Below are 22296 nucleotides of genomic sequence, written 5' to 3' on the forward strand. Positions count from 1 at the left end.
CTAACTTTATATTAAGCAAATGTTAATAAATGAAATCCACTGTTCGCTATATTCTGTTATTTTGCATAGGTCTTACCTATAGCAATGTACTGTGGGCGCAACAACTAGATACTATAGATTTCTTCAAAGAACCATTTGTTTTTGACAAATCAGAAACCCCGCAGGTTCAGATTCAAGGAAAGACAACTGAAAAATCTATTCTGGAGTTTTACAGCGCGATTGATTCAGGTCACTACATCCGACTTATCAGTCAATTAGAAACCTTTAAAACTGAAAAACACTTAAACGACTGGCTGTACTACCAGCTCGTACGAAAAGTATCGGAATCGATCAGTCCGAAAGCAGAAAACTATCATCGTTACACTTTATACAAATGGTATCTGATGAACAAGTCGGGCTATGATGCGAGATTGGCAGTAGGAAATGATCAGATTATCTTCTACATTAAAAACAAAGAAGACATATCGGACATCCCATTCTTTCTTTTAGATGGAGAACAGTTTACCTGCCTTAATTACCATGATTATGGCAAACTATTCAGGCAATCTGATGCGTATACCCCCGTATCGATCACTATACCAGGTGCTACCAAAGACTTTAGCTACAAGATAGCCGCTATGCCCGAATTTAAAGATGCATCTTATGCAGTCAAGAATGTAAATTTTCAGTATAAGGACAAAGTCTACGAGTTTGATATCAAAGTGAATGACAATATCTCTAGTATTTTCAAAAACTACCCCGGTGTTGATTTCGAGACCTATTTCAACATTCCTCTAACCCAAGTGACTTATCAATCACTGATACCGGTACTCAAAGAGAACGTAAAAGGAATGCTCACGAAAGATGGTGTAGATTACTTAATGCGTTTTACACGATACGCATTTCTGTATGAGAATGATGATATCAACTTTGGAAAAGAAAAACGACTATCTCCGGAACAGACTCTCTTAAACAACTACAGCGACTGCGACGACAGGGCTGCCCTCTTTTTCTTTTTAGTCAAGGAGCTATACAACCTTCCTATGGTAGCAATATTGTATCCGACTCATATTACCATGGCAGTACAGTTCGAACAGAAAATAGGAACGGCTATCAAGTACGAAGGGCAATATTTTTCCATTTGTGAACCTACGCCTCAGGGACAAAACCTAAATATTGGCGAAGTAGCCGATAAGTACAAACACGAAAAATACGAGATCGTGTATCATTACAAACCGAGATAAGATTTCTTTGCCAACACTCTATTACTTTAATCTAGCTTTCCGAGCTATACCGAATCGGACAGCTCGCCAGTAATACCATGTCTTTCCTAATTTACACGCTTAAATTTTTCCCCACAACCTTCGAAACAGTTATAGTAAAGGGTTAGCTCATCCGACTTAATTTCAAAAGATATTTCAGTCTCACACTTTTCAACAATAATTTTATTCAATCCACCATACATTTCTTTGATTTTAAAATTAGAACTTTCATTAGCATTACTGTTTATATTGATTAAACATAAATCACCATTCGTTGATTTAACTTTGCCTTCTTTAGTAAACTCTAATATTTTTTTACCTTCTATTTTTCTGAACTTGCCTGACCCATCTCCAGGGTCTGCATAAATCTCTGTTAATTTCCATGTGCCAGCGAGTTCAAAAGGATCTGTCGAAGTCACATCTGACTTCTTGCAAGAGCAGAATAATACTATAAACGTAATGGCAAATACCGGGGAACATCTTTTCATATATAATTTGATTTTTATCCACTAAATAGCGGATTCTTTGGTTTTTGATTAATGTTTCAAGTTAAAACGAAACTACTCTCCAGTTTGCTACATCAATTAAATCGTCAAGAAAAAGTGACCACTTTATGTGATACTGCTACCACTATATACTAACAAGGGATCACTATCCAGCGAAAAGTGATCACAATTTATAAAAAAGTGATCACCGACTATCAATCTGCGGTCACTTTCTACCAATAACCGACCACATTGTCCAAACAAGTGATTACTATACTCAAACAGGTATCCCCCTCGCCAAAAAAAGTGACAACAATATACCAAGAAGTAACCACTCCAAAGCATATTGTAATCACCGAGCAGCAAGAAGTGAACAGTCGCCTACAATTTGTGATCACTAAATCGTACATTGTGGTCACTCCGCCTAAAAGAGTGAGCACTATTTCAGAAGTCGTAAACACTGAAACAGAAAGAGTGACCACCTTACATCAACAAAGGTACACAACTCAATAAAAGGTAGCCACTTTGTGCCAAATAGGTATCATTCTGTAGCAAATACCAGTCACCTTATTGCTAAAAGTAGTCACTGAATACCAACATGTATTCACTCATTCCAGAGAAGTATTCACTTTTTCCCAGCTTTTATTACCAAGTTGTTGTTTGATTCCTCTATTTCTCTTCCTTTTTTTGCGTAAAGTAGGCAATTGAAAAGTTAGAAAAACATAAACTTACTCACCTCAAAATGCCGAAATAAGATCGTAAAAATCATCCCCGCAAAAGATGGGCAAGTATGTCTTACAGAGAAGAGTTACAGCGATTATAAAGTAGATATTCCGTATCATCTGAGGCATTTTTTATGTACCGGTTTGTGCCTTGCCCTTCGGTCGTTCTTGCATGCCCCTTAAAGAGAAGTAGGAAACATGTTCGAGACTGTCTTGGGACATCCTCACCTGTTGTTCGCTTATTGTTCGAGTACCGTTTGCCTTGGTGACAAAGCTTAGTCGAAGAATTGGCAAAGGATAGTCGAAGCAGTCCCGAAGAAATCCCGAGGATGGCACGGAGCATTATCGAAGCATAGTCGAATCTATAATGGAGTTGAGGGGACTTGAGCCGACTTAAGGGGACTTGAAGGGACTTTGACCAATTCATTGATAGCATTCCTTGATTATTACCAAAAACTATACTAAACCTATTCATAAAACGGCTATGGAGCATTCACATCTACCCACACAACTAGCTCTTAACCACTTATCGCTATAAGATTTAGTATATTGCGTTCGACCATTAGTGAACCGAGTTTATAAAACCCTTTAACCTTTTCTTTCAATAATGCGGGGCCGCACTATCGAATGTATGAAGACATCGGGCGACTTACCAATCCCAGCTACAATAGCCCAATGGAAAACGGCTTAGGCAGCATATCGTGACACGGTCATACCAACTATCAATCTCCATTTAGTCGCCTAACCATATTGTAATACAGCATAACATTCGGTTCCTTTTCATCTCTAGAACTACCTCTAACAGCTCTGAGTGACCCATCGATATTATAATCAAAATGACTCCCCCAAATTTCACGAATTCGTCCATTCATATCGTAACTCACACGTTGCTTACCAAACTGCCGAACCTTATCATCCAAATTGTATTCTATATCTTCTCTTCCAAATCTCCGAACACGATCATGAATGTCATAGTCTATTTCAATATCTCCAATTCGACGTATCTTATTATTTAAGTTATAATCGACCCTCCTATCTCCAATCCGTCTTATTTGTTCATCTGAATTATAGTCGATATATACATCATCTATTTTTCTCACCTTCCCATCCATATTATAGTCAACATTAATTTCACCAAAACGAACCAACTTTCCATCAAAATTGTAAGAGATATCCACGTGCCCCACTTTTGATAAACGTCCATCAAAATTGTATAAAAAATCAAGATCGGATGCAAGCTTCGTCGTGACGTATAGCAGATCTCCCCTACTACTCAACATAAAAATCGCTGATCCTCTTTGTACGGTGACGAGTGCTTCCTTTTTGTATTTGGAAATAGATAATGCTTGGGCATAACCATTACCAGCTTGTAAGCTAACAAGCAGTAAGAGTAAAACGAGTTTAATCGAATCTTTCATTATATGACTTCAGTATAGCTAAAGATAAAAACAAAAAGGCTAACTCTAGGAGTCAGCCTTTTTGTTTTTATCTTAGTACGGCTAAGTTTTAAAAAGTGAACTTTGTCCAAGCAAACACTGAGGTGTTGGCTCCTTTTGACGTTGCATTTTTAGTTACCGTAGCACCTTCTGCCTTAATTTTTGAAGCATTGAATTTTGATTCTGGTTCAAATGAATAAGTAATTGTAGATGCTGGATTTCCGATACCTTTACCGTCAGTGAAATCAATGATATCAGAGAAAGCATATTGATTATCAGCAGGGGCTTTCAATAATAAATTTGTAATGGTAGCTTTAGCTCCTCTTCTAACCTTGATAAAGTCATCCATCAAATTAACAGTTTTGCCATCTTTATCCAAACCTCTATTTTTAGTACCATTGTTTACAATAGTAATATCTTCCATTTTGAAATCAGACTGTCCGACATGGTTGGAGCCGTTACCATCATGATTCCCATCCGCTTCTACACCGCGAGGGTCTCCCTCATCAGTAGAGAATGCTGCCGTCCAGATACCATAGGCATTTTTTAATGTCCCTGTGTAACCTTGTGTAAAGTCAAACATATCATCTTCTGAATTCACTACTAACAAATTAGTAACGTTTACAGAACCTCCAAAGAACTCTACTCCGTCATCAGCACCATCTTTAATATAGATATTTGATATTTTTGTACCATTACCTACACCATTAAGCGTTAACCCATTATGTTCTTTATCATCAGAGATATTTGCTCCTGTATATTCTAAAACAATATAATCTAACTCTCCAGAATTGTCGGCAACATCACTTCCTCCATAAAAAATATTATCATTGATTTCCGTACCGAATGAACTTGGATCTGATGCATTTGCTCTTGATAAAGGAGCCTTACCATTAATAACTAAACCTCCCCAAGCACCAGACTTAGCAGTTGCCGATGTAAATGTAATTGGGTTATCTGCAGTACCTTTTGCAATGATTTTAGCCCCTCTCTCTACCAATAAATAAGAGCTGTTATTTTTAGCTACAATTTTAGTACCTGCAGGAATCGTCAATGTAGCCCCTTCGCGAACAATAGTAGCCCCGTCTAAAGTAATTGTACCAGCTTTTACAGATTGATTAGTAGTTATGTTACCTTTTAGCTCTGTTAAACCTTCTGGTTGCGGTGTAACTGGTTCTTTTTTGTCGTCTGAACAAGCTGTAAAACCTAAAGCTGCAACAGCTAAAACTGCAAATAATTTTGTTCTCATTTTATTTAATTATTGTTTATTTTCTGTTAAATCTTCTATTATTTATTCCTCAAATATAACCCCACTATAAGAACAGAATGTTACATCCTGATTAAGAAATCATTAAAATTTATAAGATACTCCGACACTAAAATCCGCTCCTCTTTTTATTGACTTCAATGTAATATTCTCTCCTTTATCTGACTCTCTTTCTAAACGAATCGCAGGGTTCAAAATATTTCGAGCCTTTATATTTGCTCCCCAACGCTTATTAAACGCTACATTCGAAATAAAATCTAATGTCGGTATACTTTTCTCGATTACATTTTTGTACCCTTGAGTTCCTATTGCAAAAACTCGATCACTGAAATAGTTTAATACGACTGTTGAGGTCCAATTCCAATTTCTTCCATTTAATAAGTAACTAACATCTGCGTTTAACAACAATGGAGAAGCACCTTGCAATTTAGAAGTTCCATTAAATTCTGTGAAGTTAGCCGTAGGATTCTCTAATTTTTGACTACTGTACAGATATGAAACATTTGCTCCTGCAGACAATATATTCTCTCCATTCGCTGTAGTTGTACTCAATAAATTTTTCTTTAATTCAATTTCAACTCCTGCTACCTGTGCGGACGAACCTACATTTCGGTAGGTCAACACATTACCACTACTTTCGACACGAGCAATAGGGTTTTTCAAGTTTTTATAAAACGCTCCTACAGATAACAATTCACCTTTAGAGGGAAACAATTCCCATTTAATATCAAAATTTGTATTCTCTACGGGTTTTAAGCCTTGGTAACCTATTACAGATCCCGTAGAATATGTGTTTTTGAAATAAGCAGTTTCAATAAACTGAGGCAATGTATAACTCATACTAGCTGAAGCCCTCAAGTTACTCTTCTCGTTTAACTCATACTTCAAGTTAGCACTTGGCAAAACATAATTTTTCTTAATTTCGTTATCACCGTCTACATCAGAATTACCAATATTGGTATCGTATGTAATTTCCTGAAATACGTTATCATATCTTAGACCTAATAATGCCGTAAACTTTTCTGTAAATTGATAAGTACCGGAGACAATAGCCGAGTGAATATTTCTTGTTCCTTTATACCAGTAAGGTGTTAAATCAGTATCTCTACCGGTATATAATGTAAACTCTCCTTTGCTAAAAGGGTTATGACCAAAAATGCCATCCATGTCCTCAATGTCAATCCCTCCCAGTTCCATTGAACCAACTCTCTTATGGCCAAAGAAAACAGCATTAAAATCCCTACTTGTTAAATTACCATTGTAACCAAATTCTATTTTACGATCATAGTCATTATCATTTACGAATTTATAGGTTGCAATAGCCTTTGCAGAAAGACCATTCTCGTTCAAATCAGAAAAGTAACGCTCGTTAAAATTATATGTATCAAACAAACGATAAGAACCAGTTTGACCTACATCTAGCATTTCTAACGTACGACGATCAGGCTCGTCGCTTTTCACTACATTATACCCCAGTCCCAAGTCTAACTTCCAACTATCTGTAAGATCCAATTTCGACAACAATTGATTTACCAACAGATGATTATCAATTACATGACTTCGTCTGAAATAGCCATTATCTTTTACATCAAATAATTTATAACCGATGTTGCTTTCGAACTCTTGACTCTGATCATTTATGTATAATGAATTAAAAGCCAAATAGTGCTTTCCAAACGAATACTTCAGATTTGCCATAGCTGTTTTTGAAACATTATAATTTGAAAGTGTACTCTTTTGATCCAAAGAAATGGTGCCGTCATTTGTAGTTTGGCGGATAATACCCTCTGCATACTTATAATCTGATGTCATATTACCAATAAGTAGAACATTCAGATTATTCTCGCCAATCCTGAATCTCTTTCCGCCTATGATAGAAAAACTTGAGTTAATTGGAGTTTCCATGTTTTTGGGATTCCAATTATTACTAAAATCATAATTACTTAAGCTTGTAATCGGAGATTTCTTTTGATTTAAAGAACCGAACCAATTTGTACCATCAACCCTTTTAAAATTATCAGCATTGACAGCTTGTGTATTAATCCCTGAAGATAAGCTCAACTCCAAACTTGCGTCTTCGTTTAATTCCTTCGAAACAATATCAATATTAGCCCCTGCGACATCAGCAATAAGCAACGGATTGAATGTTTTATTTACTCCAACACTTTGAATAACATTTGTTCCAAAAAAATCTAAAGAAATATTTTTATTTAAAGGATCCTCTGATGGCAAAGCCAATCCATTTAATGTCGTACTATTATACCGATCACCCAATCCGCGGACAAACACATTCGCTCCCGAAGCCGATTTTGTAACACCACTCATCTTTGTCAATGCTCCTTCAGCATCGCTTACCCCTTTACGCGATAACTCCTGCGCCCCTATCTTCTCTACAAATAGATTGGAATTCTTACGTTCCTCTAATAAAGCAAACTCACTAGCTTGTACGCGTCTTCTGGTCACGACAACTTCATCTAGTGTAGATGATTCATTAACTAATACAACGCTGACCATCTCCCAGTTTTTAGCTTCCAAAACTACCGGCGTGATCTCTTTGTTATATCCTAAATAGCTACTTACAATACTATATTCTCCTTTTTTGTTTACGGGGATAATAAATTCACCGTTGGCATTAGTTGAAGTCACTTTACTATTGTCCGACAGGGAAATACTGACCCCTGCAATAGGTTTCATTGTCTCCACATCGATCACCTTACCGCGAATACCGAAAACAGATGAACTTGCTGAAACTCCATCTGATATCGAGGCGCTATTTTTTTGCTGTGCGTTCAATGTATTGACCGTATCTTTTTTATTCGCTTCTTTTCCCAAGACATTTCCTTTTGTATCTGTCTTTTGAGCGAAAACAACTGAGCCTGCTACTACACCTAATACTAGCAAACCTGCCTTTTTAATGTTTAAATTTAGTTTCAACTTGAATTAATTTTAATTTAACACAAAAGTATAATGGGCATATTAACTCAATGTTACCGACAAATTACCTTTACCTCAATCTAGCGTTAATTAATTATTAACTACCTCCCGATAAACGGCAAACAGACCTCATAACACACCAATAGACCTACATTTATTTACAACACATTAATTTTTCTTTAAGGCGAAGGGCTCTTAATCCTGTAATAATTTCATTAAGATTTTCTATTGTAAGCAATTTCCGATACCTTTAAGGTTGAAACTTTACACCGCAGGAATAACAAATTCATGATACGTTCAGAAAACCTTACGTTCAAATATTTCCCTTCGCACGAACTTCAGTTTCCTGATTTCAAAATAGAGAAACATCAACACAGCCTTTTGTTGGGCGATTCGGGCACAGGAAAAACAACCCTACTTCATTTACTAAGTGGACTATCGAAACCCTTTAATGGGAAAGTCTTTATCGACGGACAAGATATCTATCAATTGAGCGAAAGTCAGCTTGATCGATTTCGGGCAGATAACATCGGTTTCATATTTCAAGAGGCACATCTTTTAAAAAACCTCACTATCAGCGAGAACATCGAACTGGCGCAACACTTAGCAAAAAGACCAGTAGACAAAAAAGCTATTGCAACAATCTTAGATAAATTGCAATTGATAGAAAAAACAGATAGCTATCCATCTCAATTGAGTAGAGGGCAACTACAACGTGCCGCCATAGCTCGCGCTGTAATCAACGGCCCTAAACTCCTCGTTGCCGACGAACCTACCGCCGCACTGGATGACACCAATACCAAGCATGTACTAGATCTGTTATTGGATACCGCTACATCTTTTGGAGCAACATTACTGATAGCCACCCATGACAAAAGAATAAAGGACAACTTCTCCAATACCTATCAATTATAATATGAACACGTTTGCATTAGTCTGGAAGAACATAACTCAGCAATGGGGTGCCACCTTATTAAGTATAGTATTAACTGCTTTTGGCGTAGCTATACTTTTGGTGATCTATATATCGGGAGATACGTTTGAGAAACAACTGGAAAATAACAGTAAAAATGTGGACTTGGTCATCGGAGCTAAGGGCAGCCCCATGCAGCTCATACTAAGCAGTCTATACCATGTGGACAATCCAACTGGTAATATATCACTCGCGGAGGCAAATAAAATAGCCGAGAATCCATTTGTACAACTAGCTGTCCCCATCTCGTTGGGCGATAACTATAAGGGGCACCGTATAATAGGCACGGATACATCCTTCATGGGATTGTACGAGCTTAAGATGGCTGAGGGTAAGCTGTGGTCAAAAAGCTTTGAAATCGTGCTCGGAGCCGAGGTAGCACGCAAGCACCAATTAAAAATCGGTGATGAAATACACAGTGCACATGGTCTATCGGCCGATGCCCATGTACATGATGACCATCCTTTTAAGGTGGTGGGTATCCTATCTCCTGCGCGATCCGTGGTAGACAATCTGATTCTCTCCAATCTAGCAAGTGTATGGGAGGTACATGGTATAGCCCATGAAGGCGAGCATATACATGGTCCGGACTGTGACCATGACCACGACCATAATCATGATCACGGAGATGGGGATCACAACCATCAACATGCGACAGCACATGAGCATACGCATGACCATGTGGAAGCGGAAGAAGGATTGGTTAAAGAAAAACCAATAATGGAATCTCCTACTATGGTAAAAAGTATAGGTCAGGACATGATCGAAGATCACGGTGTTGAAATCACTGCATTATTAGTAAAATATAGTTCGCCTGCAGCCATTGGTGTCTTACCGAGGCTGGTCAATCAAAGTACACATATGCAGGCTGCATCGCCTGCTATAGAAAGCTCTAGAATATTTTCTCTTTTAGGCGTTGGTTTGGATTCACTAGCGATCTTGGCCTATGTGATCATGCTGATTGCAGCCCTCAGTGTATTTATCAGTCTATACAATGCGCTGAAGGATCGTCGTTACGACATGGCGATAATGCGGACAATGGGAGCTACTAAAGCTAAGTTATTCACTTTGGTCGTGGCTGAAGGCCTAGTTATCACTCTAATTGGCGGGGTGATAGGGCTCTTATTAGGGCATAGCATATTGTACTATATAAGTACACAAACCAGTCAGAGTGCTGATTTTATAGAGGCATTCAAGCTATATCCAAATGAGCTCCTGATCCTCGCTGCTGCAATTGCTTTGGGCGTAATAGCAGCCTTGATCCCTGCTTTTAAAGCATACAACACGACAATATCAAAAACTTTAGCGTCTAAATAGATAGCAATAAAACGACTACAAAAACAAAAAAATGAACAGAATACTTCTCATATTAAATTTTCTGATACTCGGCACAGCAATTAGCAATGCCCAAATTAAAGACTATCCCAACCTAAATGTACCGGATCATACCCCTATGATGAACAACACCTGGGAGGCTATTGACAAAATGATGTATCGAGTAAGCACTGAGGGAAACAAAAAAGTATATACCCCACACTATCCACCTGAACTGAAAAAATTGGAAAACAAAATTGTGGACCTACCAGGTTACATCGTCCCCTTGACTAGTGGACGTAATCACAGTACATTTATGTTATCGGTACTCCCTATCGCACAATGCCAGTTTTGTGGTACAAATGGTATTCCGCCTATGGTGGAGGTATTTATGAAAAAGGGCACTATCAAATACACCGAGGAGCCTATCAAAATAAAAGGTAAAATGAAATTCAATCCAGAACCGTTAAAGGGCAATGCAGAAATACAGATTATGGATGCAGAACTAATCCGCTAGCGGTTCAACAACGATATTTCGAGAACTGTAGCTAGAGCAGCTGTCTCCGTGCGTAATCTAGCATCTCCAAGAGAGATAGGAATAAAGCCAGCATCCAATGCCTGGCTTATTTCTTTTTCGGAAAAATCGCCTTCGGGACCGATGAGCAAAAGGTAGTTGCTTTGCTTTGTAAAAGCAGTCGATATATACTTCTTTTCCGAATCCACACAATGTGCAAGCCCCTTGAAGCCTCCAAAGTCTTCTACTTGGGAGATAAACTTGGAAAAAGAAATTGCTGGATTAATCTTAGGCAGATATGCTTTTAGTGATTGCTTCATAGCAGAGATAGCTACTTTCGCCAAGCGCTCTACCTTCACCTCTTTGCGTTCGGAGTGCTCGCAAATAATAGGTGTAAACTCTTGAATCCCTATTTCGGTAGCTTTCTCTAAAAACCATTCTAATCGATCCATATTCTTAGTCGGAGCGACAGCCATATGCAATCGGTAGGACGCCGTACCGTATGCAGTCTGCACCTCCAATACCCTAAGACTAGTACGCTTAGGATGCGCGTCGATAATTTCTGTTTTATAAAAGCCTCCTGTGCCGTCGACCAGGTAGATACAGTCTCCCGGTTGCAAACGGAGTACACGTACAGCATGCTTACTTTCCTCTTCGCTAAGCAAAAAAGAAACATGATGGGGTTCTATTTCAGGGGTATAAAAAAGATGCATTATTCGCTATCATCGTCTTCTGCTGTCTCCACTAGATCCAGCTTAACATACTCAATATTCTGTTGTGTTTTCTTCATAATCGTGAAAACATAACCAAATTCTTGTGTTGACTCGCCTACATCAGGTATTTTTTCAAATACATGGCTTACCAGACCGGCTATAGTATCGTAATCTGAACTCTCCGGAAGTTCTAGCGGAAGATATCCGTTAGAGTCATGTACAGAAGCTCCGGCATCGACCATATATTCCGTCTCAGAGATACGCTCCACGACAGGTGTTTCCTCATCGTATTCATCCTGTATTTCTCCAACCAACTCTTCAACGATATCTTCTAGTGTAACCATCCCTGCCGTTCCACCAAATTCATCCAGTACAAAAGCAATCTGAATGCGCTTTTGTTGAAACTCGGTCATCAAGTCATTGATTTTTTTTGTTTCAGGAATAAAATAAGGCTTACGCATGATGTTTTTTAATACCACCTCTTTTCCTTTGACAAGCAAAGGGAGGATATCTTTGGTATGTACAACACCTACGATCTTGTCAATATTATCGTCGTAAATAGGAATACGGGAGTAACCTTCTTCTGTAACGGTATTTATAAACTCTTCGGCAGTATCATCGACTTCCACAGCAATAATCTTGGTACGAGGTACCATGATATTTTTTACAATGCGCTCGTTAAAATCGAAAACATTTTTGATAAGCTCGTGCTCTGAGGTATTTAATGCACCAGACTCCTTACCTTTCTCCAACAGATATTGAAGCTCTTCGGAGGAGTGTGTAGAGTCATTAGGATGGGGATGTATACCTACCAGTTTTAACAGAAAATTGGCAAATCCATTAAACACATAAATCAAGGGCATTAACACCCATGAGAAAATGCGTAACGGAACAGCTACTTTCATCGTCGTAGCTACAGGCTTTTGTATTGCTATAGACTTGGGAGCAAGCTCACCCAGAACCACATGCAAGAACGTAATGGTACCAAAGGCAATAGCAAACCCTAACCACTTGGCCCAACCTTGTGATACGTCGACCTGCAGGTAACCAAACAGCTGGGATACAATCTGTGTCATCACAGCTTCACCTTTCCATCCCAGGCCTAGTGAAGCTAAAGTAATACCTAGCTGTGTTGCAGCTAGGTATTTGTCCAAATGCTCTGTAATATTTTTAGCAATTTTAGCGACATTGCTACCCGACTTTGCCTGAAGCTCAATCTGGGATGCCCTGACTTTTACAATTGCAAACTCTGCTGCAACGAAAAATCCATTCGCAAAAACTAAAAAAATTGTCCAAAAAATATCGAGGGCCATTAGGTTTTATTTGTTTCTAATTTCTTTGTTGTACAATTCGATACTCTCCATGATAACATTTTGAGCATAAGTACGTCCGTACAAGTTTTCTATTGTAACATTCTTTCCTTCCAACGCTTTGTAATCTTGGAAGAAACGAACGATTTCCTTCATCGTATGCGGAGGCAATTCAGAAAGATCATTAATATGATTAACTGACATGTCATTTTTCGCTACAGCAATAATCTTATCGTCTTGTTCGCCGCCGTCGATCATATGCATTACACCGATTACTTTGGCTTCAATAAGACTCATTGGAATCACATCAACAGAACAAAGAACCAAAATATCCAACGGATCTTTGTCATCACAGTAAGTTTGTGGAATGAAACCGTAATTTGCAGGGTACATCACAGACGAGAATAAAACCCGGTCCAATTTTAGTAAGCCACTGTCTTTGTCAATTTCATATTTCGCTTTCGAACCTTTTGGTATTTCAATAATAGCATTTACGGAATTTGGCAGGTCCTCTCCAGGAGAAACTTGATGCCAAGGGTGTTGTGTACTCATTAATTATAATTACTGTTTATTTTGTTTCTTTATTTTCTTTTTTTCCTTTTATCCAACGTTTTAACAGCGCAATAATAATCGGTAAGAATGCGATCACAATCATACCGACAATAATATACTCTACATAGTTAATAATAGAAGGGAAAAGCTCTCCTAAATAATAGCCCGAAAGCGTCAAAACAGACACCCAAATAATTGCGCCCAATACATTATAAAGCACAAATTTTTTAAAGTCTAACTTGACAACCCCGGCAAATATTGGCGCAAATGTACGAATAATTGGAACAAACCGTCCAATAACTAATGCTGTACCACCATATTTTTGATAAAACTCTTCGGCCATCACGACATATTTACGCTTAAAGATAAGCGAGTCCTTTCGCTTGAAGAGCATGGGCCCCGTTCGATACCCAAACCAATAGCCTGCAAAATTGCCCAATATCCCGGCAAATAAAATACCGAAATACATCGTCGTGATATCGACATCTATTTTGTTTAAAGCACAGAACAATCCTGCTAAAAACAACAAATAATCTCCTGGCAGAAAAAAACCAAAGAAAAGTCCCGTTTCTGCAAATACAATTAAACAAACAATGTAGAACCCGCCATGACTTAATAAGTACTCCGCGTCCATTATCTGTTGGAATGACACTAAAAATTCTTGCATATTAATTTGTTAGGGTATCAGAATGAGATCGTAGTTAATCACCATTTGTGATGGAGACTATAGCATGGCGAATCTCTTCCGCAATTCGAGTCATTTCCTCCGCAGGTAGAGACAATTTTGCTTTTTCAAAATTCATATCACTAACCTGATTCAAGGGAATAAGATGTATATGTGCATGCGCAACTTCTAGACCAACTACAGCAACTCCGACTTTTCTACAAGAAATCACTTTTTTTATACCTTGGGATACGATCTTAGCAAAAACCCACATCCCCATGTACTCGTCATCATTGATATCAAATATATAATCGGTTTCCTTCTTTGGTATCACCAACACATGGCCTGGTGTAAGAGGTGAAATATCTAGAAATGCCAAATAATCGTTACTCTCAGCAACTTTATAAGCAGGAATCTCTCCCGAAATAATCTTTGAAAATATTGTAGACATTTATCTTTCAAGTTGATCAATGAGCAAATATAACAAAACCTACAAGAAGTATTGGTATAAACTGCAATGAAAGTTGGTCAATCCCCATTTGTACCCACGTAAAATAAAACTTTCATGATTCCATTGAATCACCAACAGAAATGAACCGAACCCGATCGTGTCGGGTGAGCTCTTGAATGCCAACAATAAAGAACAATGTTATGAAAAAAGTTCTTGATGTCCATTAAATACGAACACTTTCAGAAAAAAAAGAGGACAATGGATTAATTGTCCTCTTTTCAAATAATAAAGTTATGAGAGCGGTTATGGCGAACCGCACATAACCTATATAAATATTATCTAGAAATATCCATTATCTCAAACTCGATCTCTCCTGCAGGTACGCTAACCTTTGCTACATCCCCTACAGACTTTCCTAACAAGCCCTGAGCGATTGGAGATTTAACAGATATTTTACCTGCTTTCAAATCAGCCTCAGTCTCTGACACCAACTGATAAGTCATCTCTGCTCCGTTTTTCTTATTCTTAATCTTGACAATGGAAAGTGCCAATACTTTGGAAAGATCCAATTTTGATTCATCGATCAATCGAGCACTAGCCAACACCTCTTCTAATTTAGCAATTTTTGCTTCGTGTAAGCCCTGCGCTTCTTTAGCTGCATCATACTCGGCATTTTCAGACAAATCTCCCTTGTCGCGCGCTTCTGCAATCGCATTGGCCATCTTAGCCCTTCCCTCAGTTTTTAGGTACTGTAGCTCTTCTTTTAACTTCGCTAACCCTTCCTCTGTGTAATAAGTTACTTCCGCCATAATTATTCAATTAACTTAAAATAGTAAACACTAAACTCTTAATAAAAAAGAAACAAGACCACTCTTTCGATATTTGAAAGAGTGGTCTTGCTCGATATTGACGAAGATAATTAAAACGATTTAATTATCCAAATCAAACACATTATTCTTCGTCAACAAATTTATAACCTAAGCCTCTGACCGTTTGGAGATAAGTAGGCTTATCGGGATTATTTTCTATTTTTTTCCGCAAGCGAACCACATGCATATCCAACGTACGGGTATTCACATTAGAACTATACCCCCACACGACTTCCATCAGTTCTTCGCGCGTAATCTCCCGCCCCATATTCTGGAGAAAATGCAGTAAAATCCTATTCTCTAAAATAGTCAGCTCGATCTTACGACCATCCCTAACTAAAGAGTGAATCTGTGGATGATGCTCCGTATTGCCAAAGACATGCACATCTTTATTGCTACTTTTCGGAACAAAGAAACGCACTTTATTCTCAATCATAGCGACAAGGACATCCATATTGAAAGGCTTCGTGATGTAATCCGTAATACCATAACTATAGGCATCTATTTTATCTACATCCTGAGATTTGGCCGTCATCATGATAATGATGTTTTCAAAGCCTTCTTTACGTACAGCCTCGCACACTTCGATGCCTTCCTTTCCTGGCAGCATCCAATCCAACAATACGATATCAGGTTGAAGTTCTAAAATCAACTTCTCCGCTTCCAACCCGTTGCCGACCTGTACAACTTTATAATTTTCAGTTTGCAAACGATGACTTACTAAAAACCGCAAGTTTTCGTCATCTTCAACAACTGCAACCGTAATATCTTTTTCCATAATTTATGTTTTTTTAACTTCAATTGGGAAACTAAGTGTAAAAACCGTACCAACATTTAACTGGCTATCTACTTTTATTTCCCCGTTCATAAACTCAGTAATCTCTTTACAAAATGCGAGTCCTAAACCAATACTGCCTTGTTGGTTAAACTGGTTCTTGACTCGGTAAAACTTTTTAAAAATACTATTAAATTCTTTCTTATCTATACCAATCCCTTGATCTTTGAATAAAATAACAAAATTTTTCTTGTTTTGTTGAACACGGATATCTAAAACCTTCCGATCCGGTGCAGAATACTTGTAAGCATTATCAATCAGATTCTGAAAAACACTGGTCAATAGAACAGGATCCGCATACATCTCCGTCTTGACATCGATCTCATAATTCAATGTCAAATCGGGATATTTTATATGAGTCGCATCAAACATATGCTGACAAAACTCATTCAACTCAATATACTCACCATTAAACTTGATGGATTTATTTTCGATCTGAGCAAACGACAGTAGCTTATTCATCAACGCATTAAGTTTATCTGCTTCCTGATCCAGAATGCGACCGTACATATTTCTCTCCACATCCGATAGCTTCTCCGCGCTCTTGATATTATTTCCTGCGATCTTGATCACGCTAACCGGTGTCTTAAACTCATGGGTCAGGTTATTAATAAAATCATATTGCAACTGGTACAACCGACTATTGATCATAACATTCCGATAGATGAGATAACCGACCGTCAAGAGTATCAAATAAACTAACAGGAGTCCAATCATAACAGGAAAAAAACGTCGATTAATATCACGTTGAATAAACTCTCGGGACGTATCAAACTGAAGCTTATAATCAGATAACGCACCCGGCAAGGCCAATTCTGTACGCAGATAAGCGACATGCTCCTCCACATATTGATCCACCACAGGTTTGATAACAATCTCTTCGTATAGATTTGGATACTTATTCGTAATAGCCATCTTGCGTGGTTCTATTGAAAAGACGAACAAATCTTGTTCATAGTCACTCTTAGGCAGATCACTAAAACGCATCATGGTTTTATAGGCCATGATATCCGACATACGTGGAATATTCAAGTAAGAGATCTTACCAGGCTGAAGTGTATAGAATACTTTATAAATATCATTATCTGTCAATTTGGTTGAATCGGAAACACGATCCAAAAACCCAGCTAGCTTGAGCATCATATTGTTAAAATCCTCGGCATGATTTTTATAATCATCCGAGCTTTGATGCACACCAATGAAGCGATTGTCCGTATTTAACTTAAAGCTATAGGAATTACGCAATGAAATGCCTAAATTATTAAATCGAAGACCTTTGCCCAAGGTATCTCTATTTGTAAATACAACATCAAAAAAATTAACATTACTTACGAAGGGATAACGTCGTAATACCGTGTTAGAGAATTCAGCAGCCTGTGCAGAGTCAATATAGCCCTGATAATAGGATATCTCAGGAACCTTGGAGGTAAAAAAATCATTAAATGGCTTGATAAACTCATCGAAAACTTCAACTTTCTTGTTATTGAACTCTGTCTCGACAAAATTGGTTGTCATCTTACGCGCAAAAAAAGCCGAAGTGACAAATAAGACAGTCACCAAGACCAAGAATGTTATTAGAAGGCCAAAATTCTTTCGATATCGTAAATCAAAGTTTCCCATTAGCTACATTTGTTCTTTAAGAAACTGTTCGATCATCTGGTAATACTCAATTACATTCTCATCTTTCTTAAAACGACGGCCTTCATCCTCTTTAAATACATAACGGACCGTTACATTATTATTTTTCACCTTCTGCACAAATTGATTAACATCAGTAAGGCTATTAAATCGGTCTTTCCCTCCGTGAAACATCAAAATAGGCATCCTTACTTTCTCTGCGTGAAACAAAGGTGATATAGCTCTAAATAGCTCATACTCCTTAGTCGGGTCTCCGATGATGTTATAATACAACTGCAAATAAGGCTGATAATATGGAGGGATCTCCTTTAGATAAGTAAATAAGTTAGTATATCCGGAAGAGGAAATAGCGCATTTATATAAGGTAGGGTTAAAACAGGCCGCATACAGTGCTGAATAACCTCCAAAACCTGTCCCCATGATGGCGACCCTACTTTTATCAGCTATACCTTGGTGGATAAGCCAAGCCACGCCATCACTGATATCATTCTGAATCTCTCCGCCCCATTGCTTAAAACCTGCTGTATAAAACTGCTTTCCATACCCCACAGATCCCCTATAGTTGATTTGAAAAACGGCATATCCCCGATTTGCTAAAAACTGGACTTCAGAATTAAACCCCCACACATCTCTCCTATTTGGCCCATCATGAATCAACACCACTACCGGATAAGATTTTTGCTTGACTAAAGGATAGGTTAGGTATCCTTTAATAGTCTTTCCATCCCTAGAGTTAAAACTAACTTCTTCCATCGGGGCCAAGCTCTTTCCTGTCAAAGCAGGATTAATAACAGACAGTTCAACGATTTTATCTTTCTTCTTAGAGTAATAATATATCCCTCCAGGATTGACATCCGTATAAGTTTTAAATAATACAGCATTAAACGCGCTATCCATGTCAAGAATGTCTATATTATAACCATCAAACTTATTGGTTATCTTAGAATATATCTTTTTAAAATCCTTATTGAGGATACGCGTCTCCTTTTTATTCGATAATCCTGCAGTATAAATAACCTCTTCTCTAGAAAACGAATAACCTTCTCTATTCATATCCACAGATTTATTCTCTGCGACAACCTCTTCTTTTCCAGTCTGCAGATCTAACTTCACCACAGCCAGTTTATCACGTCCAACGTTAGACATTGCATACACTGCAGTATGCTCCCCTTTAACAGGCCCCAACGGCAAAACCGTTGTTGCAAAATCTGTCTCTACTACTTTTTTATAAGCCGCTCCCTCTTCCTCTCGATACAACAACTGATCTTCAACACTATCGCTCGAAAGTGCAAGACGCACTTTTCCATCCGAAGAGGCATACCAGGAGCTTATCTTTCCTGAATTCTGCTCGACAAGTTTAGGCCCAGATCCATCAAGCGGGATCCTATACAAATCAAAAACAGAAGAATCGCGTATATTCATCTCAGCAAGAAGGTTGCCATTTTTAGATTTCATCGGCCCTAACCATGCTAAGGTATGCTTGGTTGGAGGAAACAATGGTTTCGCTACTTCGTGATGGATATCAATTGTAAAAAGACGCAAACTATCTTCTGGAGATTGACTGTTGGAAAACACAATACTATCTGAAGCACTCCAGAAAAAATATTGAACATTTATATTATTCTGATAGGTCAATTGCTTAGAAGAGTCTGGTTCCTCAATATCCAACACAAATATATTACGGCAGTGATCTTCCAATCCCAAGTAAGCAATGTATCGCCCATCCGGTGATACTCGAAAATTTAATCGTTCTGGTTTGCCAAAAAAATCCTGTACCGGAATACGTTCAACACTCCGGGGGCCATTACATCCCATAAAAATGAATGTAACCAATAGGAAACAAAAGACTGTTATTAAAAATCTCATCCAACTATTTCTCGTTCTCTCAAATATTATAATTTTCCTAGACTAAACCTATATTGCAACTTTTTTTTTACAGGTTCAAAAGCTACATTTCGTACCTTTGTGACATGTATCTATACAACATTTCTATCATCATCGAAGAAAGTCAGCATCATGCACTTTTTTCATGGGTCCAACAGTCTTGGATACCTACATTACCGGCGGACACCAAATTGCTCAAAATGGTTAATTCTCCGCATGAAGGATATACTTACTGTATACAGCTAATTGTCAATGACGAACAACAGATTCAACACTTTCAATCGGAACACATCAGTTCGCTGCAAGCGCATATAGCACAACACCATAGCGAAAAAGCTTTTATTTTCGATAGCGTGATGCAATACCTATAAAACAGAGATTAAGCTATACGGCCTGATTATCACGACTAGTGACGAGACAAGACTGCGGGTTTAGGGGATTTTATACGATATTTTTTATACCAAAGAATTCCTATACCCGCTCCTATTAAGAAAGGTGCACCTAATAAAAATAATATCCCATTGTTTAACCCCTTACCCTGGGTACTGCCATGTTGTGTACTATTTTCAGCATTCAAAGAACACATCGCACACTGGCCAAGAGTCACTGTTGAGGATAATATTGTTAATCCAAGGGACAATAATCCGATTGTAAGTATACGGCTAACTACTTTCATTTTACAAAGTTACAGAATTTAATATACATATTAACGTAACAAAACAATACAGACAAGACCAATAAACCAAGATATGGATTCAATAGTCCTATTTGTGCAAGATAATATTAAATTTTTCCCAGAAACCATCTTCTGGCAGAGGAGCTTCGATACACATGGGTTCCTCTTTGACTGGATGCACAAAGGCCAAAGACCGAGAGTGCAAACAGATGGTACGTCGCGTGGATCCTCTAGGGTATCCATACTTGTTATCCCCTACTATTGGACAGCCCATATAGGCAAGCTGACAACGAATCTGATGTGTACGCCCTGTCAGCGGTAGCACCTTTAATAAATAGAAACCATCTAACTGACCTAATACTTCATAATCTAGCTCTGCATAGCTACCATTCTTCACTTCCCTATCATAGGCTTTGGTTATCATTTTTTTGCGATCTCTCAACAACCAATTAGTAAGTTTTCCTTTCATCCTCGCTGGACGTTCCTTGACCACAGCCAGGTAAGTTTTTTCTACCGCTCTATCGTGAAACAATCGATTCATACGATCAAGTCCCTTACTCGTTTTGGCCATAAGGATCATTCCGCTAACGGGCCTATCCAAACGATGAATCACACCAACAAATGCCCGATTAGGCTTATTATATTTCTGTGCGAGATAATCTGCCAACATCTCTTCAAGAGATTTATCTCCTGAAGGGTCGACCTGCACGATATCTCCTCCTCTTTTATTAATAGCGATCAGGTGATTGTCTTCGTAGATAACATCCTTATCTGTAACTTCTCCCATATTATATTACCTGTTCAACGTTAGCCTTACTTTGCGGTAGAGTCAGTAGCTTCTTTCTCAGCCTCTTTCGCCTTCTTCTTAAAATACCCTCTTAATAAGAAATTACTCTGCAAAGCTTCCATATTGACATCCAACTTTTCTGTGCTTGTATTTAAGTTTTTTAATATTTGACGTATCTCATTTGCTGCCTCCGCATCATTGGTAAGAACCCCCAATGCATTATCTTTATCATTCAAACGAGCAGATGTCTTATTCAGATTTTCCATTAGCGCATTTGCCGTCTGAGTTACCCCTTGTAATTGTGCTGCAGACTCTCTTAAGCTAGCAAAAACCTCTGTGTCCGTTGTCAAGTCATGAATAAGACCTTGATTGTTATTCAACTTACCCGTCAAAGCGACCAAATTATCAACAGCCTTATTGGCATCCGTCATCACATTATTCAAAGAGACGACCGACGACTTCAAATTCGTGGCGATCGCGTCATCTGTCATCAATGCCCCGATTGTTCCTTTTCCATCGACCATCTGTTGTGATAGCTTAGCAAAATTCTGGGTAATAATGGTCAGATTCGCTCCATTCTCTTGTAGAAGCCCCATCATCTGCTCCATACCGCCACTAGGGCCTGATTTTAAAACGTCACCTTCTTCAATTTGGGGAGTCGCAGCACTACCGCCCACAAGACTAATAATCGAATTACCAATCAGTCCATCCGAGCCTAATGTAGCGACTATATCCTTACGAAGAAACTGGCTATCCTTTTCCTGTATGCTCATAACCACACGAACATTCTGCACGCTCTCGAATGCAATTTCCTTAACAATCCCTACCTTGACGCCGGAAAACCACACGTTATTACCAACTTTCAAGCCTTTCACATCGTGAAAATAAGTCTTAACAATAAGGTTTTTACTAAATTTATTCTGTTGGGTACCTAGGACTAAAATACCTGCCACCAAAATCACTAGACCTATTAATGCAAAAAGTCCAACAATTAATGATCTCTTATTTTCTGTTGCGCTCATTCTTAAACT

The 22296-nt window shown here is 38.2% G+C and carries 21 protein-coding genes; 6 read left to right on the plus strand and 15 right to left on the minus strand.

Translation table 11 applies throughout. From position 1 onward, the window contains the following. Positions 1-29: 29 nt before the first annotated feature. Positions 30-1223 carry a hypothetical protein gene (locus B5X76_RS17510; RefSeq protein ID WP_079645152.1) on the plus strand — a complete coding sequence of 398 codons (1194 nt, stop codon included), beginning with the start codon at positions 30-32 and terminating at the stop codon, positions 1221-1223. An 86-nt stretch (positions 1224-1309) separates the two neighbouring features. Here B5X76_RS17510 and B5X76_RS17515 read toward each other — a convergent pair whose 3' ends face one another. Continuing rightward, positions 1310-1729, minus strand: coding sequence for a hypothetical protein (locus tag B5X76_RS17515; protein ID WP_139375372.1), 420 nt, complete (start codon positions 1727-1729; stop codon positions 1310-1312). Between the two features lie 303 nt (positions 1730-2032). On the opposite strand from B5X76_RS17515, the gene B5X76_RS21775 reads away from it, so the two are divergent. Next, positions 2033-2239 carry a hypothetical protein gene (locus tag B5X76_RS21775; RefSeq protein WP_139375373.1) on the plus strand — a complete coding sequence of 69 codons (207 nt, stop codon included), beginning with the start codon at positions 2033-2035 and terminating at the stop codon, positions 2237-2239. A gap of 931 nt (positions 2240-3170) precedes the next feature. Here B5X76_RS21775 and B5X76_RS17520 read toward each other — a convergent pair. The 3 genes from B5X76_RS17520 to B5X76_RS17530 form a co-directional block, all read right to left on the minus strand. Continuing rightward, entirely contained in the window at positions 3171-3866 is a 696-nt protein-coding gene (locus B5X76_RS17520; protein ID WP_079645155.1) for a hypothetical protein, read from the minus strand. Between the two features lie 88 nt (positions 3867-3954). Beyond that, on the minus strand, positions 3955-5133 hold the full coding sequence (locus tag B5X76_RS17525) for a hypothetical protein (RefSeq protein WP_079645157.1): 1179 nt from the start codon (positions 5131-5133) through the stop codon (positions 3955-3957). A gap of 102 nt (positions 5134-5235) precedes the next feature. After that, positions 5236-8085, minus strand: coding sequence for a TonB-dependent receptor (locus B5X76_RS17530; protein WP_079645159.1), 2850 nt, complete (start codon positions 8083-8085; stop codon positions 5236-5238). A 288-nt stretch (positions 8086-8373) separates the two neighbouring features. On the opposite strand from B5X76_RS17530, the gene B5X76_RS17535 reads away from it, so the two are divergent. From B5X76_RS17535 to B5X76_RS17545, 3 genes are read left to right on the plus strand one after another with little or no spacing between them, the layout of a single operon-like run. Then, positions 8374-9000: an ABC transporter ATP-binding protein gene (locus B5X76_RS17535; RefSeq protein ID WP_079645161.1), complete on the plus strand. Its 627-nt coding sequence runs from the start codon at positions 8374-8376 to the stop codon at positions 8998-9000. A gap of 1 nt (position 9001) precedes the next feature. Then, positions 9002-10375: an ABC transporter permease gene (locus B5X76_RS17540; protein WP_079645162.1), complete on the plus strand. Its 1374-nt coding sequence runs from the start codon at positions 9002-9004 to the stop codon at positions 10373-10375. A gap of 31 nt (positions 10376-10406) precedes the next feature. Beyond that, positions 10407-10889 carry a hypothetical protein gene (locus tag B5X76_RS17545; RefSeq protein ID WP_079645164.1) on the plus strand — a complete coding sequence of 161 codons (483 nt, stop codon included), beginning with the start codon at positions 10407-10409 and terminating at the stop codon, positions 10887-10889. Here B5X76_RS17545 and B5X76_RS17550 read toward each other — a convergent pair. The 9 genes from B5X76_RS17550 to B5X76_RS17590 all read right to left on the minus strand — a co-directional run bounded on the left by B5X76_RS17550 (position 10886) and on the right by B5X76_RS17590 (position 19784). Continuing rightward, complete coding sequence (locus tag B5X76_RS17550; protein WP_079645166.1) at positions 10886-11599, minus strand: 16S rRNA (uracil(1498)-N(3))-methyltransferase; 714 nt, start codon at positions 11597-11599, stop codon at positions 10886-10888. The genes B5X76_RS17545 and B5X76_RS17550 overlap by 4 nt on opposite strands. After that, a complete protein-coding gene (locus B5X76_RS17555) occupies positions 11599-12912 on the minus strand; it encodes a hemolysin family protein (protein ID WP_079645168.1) in 1314 nt (437 codons plus the stop codon). The genes B5X76_RS17550 and B5X76_RS17555 overlap by 1 nt, the downstream gene beginning before the upstream one ends. A 6-nt stretch (positions 12913-12918) precedes the next feature. Then, positions 12919-13461 carry an inorganic diphosphatase gene (locus B5X76_RS17560; protein WP_079645170.1) on the minus strand — a complete coding sequence of 181 codons (543 nt, stop codon included), beginning with the start codon at positions 13459-13461 and terminating at the stop codon, positions 12919-12921. A 16-nt stretch (positions 13462-13477) separates the two neighbouring features. Continuing rightward, positions 13478-14128, minus strand: a complete 651-nt coding sequence (locus tag B5X76_RS17565) for a DedA family protein (protein WP_079645171.1) — start codon at positions 14126-14128, stop codon at positions 13478-13480. Between the two features lie 34 nt (positions 14129-14162). Beyond that, the gene (locus B5X76_RS17570) at positions 14163-14576 is read right to left on the minus strand and encodes an HIT family protein (RefSeq protein WP_079645173.1); all 414 of its coding nucleotides are present in this window, start codon (positions 14574-14576) and stop codon (positions 14163-14165) included. A 335-nt stretch (positions 14577-14911) separates the two neighbouring features. Beyond that, entirely contained in the window at positions 14912-15385 is a 474-nt protein-coding gene (greA, locus tag B5X76_RS17575) for a transcription elongation factor GreA (RefSeq protein WP_079645175.1), read from the minus strand. A 142-nt stretch (positions 15386-15527) separates the two neighbouring features. Continuing rightward, positions 15528-16223 (minus strand): response regulator transcription factor, encoded by a 696-nt coding sequence (locus B5X76_RS17580; RefSeq protein WP_079645176.1) that lies wholly within the window; start codon positions 16221-16223, stop codon positions 15528-15530. 3 nt (positions 16224-16226) lie between these two features. Beyond that, complete coding sequence (locus tag B5X76_RS17585) at positions 16227-17900, minus strand: sensor histidine kinase (protein ID WP_079645178.1); 1674 nt, start codon at positions 17898-17900, stop codon at positions 16227-16229. Positions 17901-17903: 3 nt separating this feature from the next. Next, positions 17904-19784 (minus strand): S9 family peptidase, encoded by a 1881-nt coding sequence (locus B5X76_RS17590; protein WP_079645179.1) that lies wholly within the window; start codon positions 19782-19784, stop codon positions 17904-17906. A gap of 104 nt (positions 19785-19888) precedes the next feature. Between B5X76_RS17590 and B5X76_RS17595 the strand changes: the two genes are divergently transcribed. Next, a complete protein-coding gene (locus B5X76_RS17595; protein ID WP_079645181.1) occupies positions 19889-20173 on the plus strand; it encodes a DUF4286 family protein in 285 nt (94 codons plus the stop codon). A 393-nt stretch (positions 20174-20566) separates the two neighbouring features. Here B5X76_RS17595 and B5X76_RS17605 read toward each other — a convergent pair whose 3' ends face one another. Further along, a complete protein-coding gene (locus B5X76_RS17605) occupies positions 20567-21265 on the minus strand; it encodes an RluA family pseudouridine synthase (protein ID WP_079645185.1) in 699 nt (232 codons plus the stop codon). A gap of 26 nt (positions 21266-21291) precedes the next feature. Beyond that, positions 21292-22287, minus strand: coding sequence for an MlaD family protein (locus B5X76_RS17610; protein WP_079645187.1), 996 nt, complete (start codon positions 22285-22287; stop codon positions 21292-21294). Positions 22288-22296 lie beyond the last annotated feature (9 nt).

Source organism: Sphingobacterium nematocida, from assembly GCF_900168125.1.
In the GTDB taxonomy this organism is placed as follows: domain Bacteria; phylum Bacteroidota; class Bacteroidia; order Sphingobacteriales; family Sphingobacteriaceae; genus Sphingobacterium; species Sphingobacterium nematocida.